We start from the raw sequence: 680 nt of genomic DNA, 5'->3' as shown, positions 1-680 counted from the left end.
TCAGGCGTTAGACCTTTGCGCCAACCTCTTGCGCAGCCAAAAGTGATACTGTAGTGTCACTTTATGCGTACCGAACTCGTTACCACACTTAAGCGCCAGGCCACCGAGCTCCTCTCGGACATCGAGCGGGACAAGGAGCCTATTCTCATCACCCAGCACGGCCTGCCCAGCGCCTATCTCGTAGACGTCGAGAGCTACGAACTCCTGCAGCAACGCATGACCGTTCTGGAGGGCATCGCGCGTGGTGAGCTCGCGGTAGCCGAAGGTCGCGTGGTCTCGCACGCCCAAGCCAAGACCCGCCTGGCCCGATGGTTGAAATAATCTGGACGGAACCGGCCTTGAGCGACTTGGACGCCATTGCCGACTACATCGCCATTGAGAATCCACTAGCCGCCGCAGACATGGTGCGCCGCGTTGTCCGCCATGTGGAGCAATTGGCTGACCACCCTGAGAGTGGTAGTCGCCCCCAAGAGCTCAAGCGTTCACGCTACCGGCAAATAGTCGAGTCACCCTGTCGCGTCTTCTATCGCTATGACGGACACAAAGTTTTTATCCTGCATGTCATGCGTTCTGAGCGCCTACTCCGCAAGACGCGGCTGGCGTCCCGTGCCAAGCAGGCAAAGGTCTAACAATTCATTCAAGCCGAACCCGCTTCGCGGGTCGGCTTAATTCAGGCGTTA

Annotated in this window: 2 protein-coding genes; both read left to right on the top strand. The window is 58.2% G+C overall.

Going from position 1 to position 680, the window contains the following annotated elements:
• Positions 1–63: 63 nt before the first annotated feature.
• On the top strand, positions 64–321 hold the full coding sequence (locus ACFOLC_RS16140; protein ID WP_386760290.1) for a type II toxin-antitoxin system prevent-host-death family antitoxin: 258 nt from the start codon (positions 64–66) through the stop codon (positions 319–321).
• The gene (locus ACFOLC_RS16135; protein WP_386760289.1) at positions 309–629 is read left to right on the top strand and encodes a type II toxin-antitoxin system RelE/ParE family toxin; all 321 of its coding nucleotides are present in this window, start codon (positions 309–311) and stop codon (positions 627–629) included. The genes ACFOLC_RS16140 and ACFOLC_RS16135 overlap by 13 nt, the downstream gene beginning before the upstream one ends.
• Positions 630–680: the final 51 nt, after the last annotated feature.

Origin of the sequence: Lysobacter cavernae (assembly GCF_042648505.1) — a bacterium.
GTDB lineage: Bacteria > Pseudomonadota > Gammaproteobacteria > Xanthomonadales > Xanthomonadaceae > Lysobacter_L > Lysobacter_L cavernae.
The sequence above is the reverse complement of the archived record's forward strand: the minus strand, read 5'-3'. Positions and strand labels throughout refer to the sequence as shown.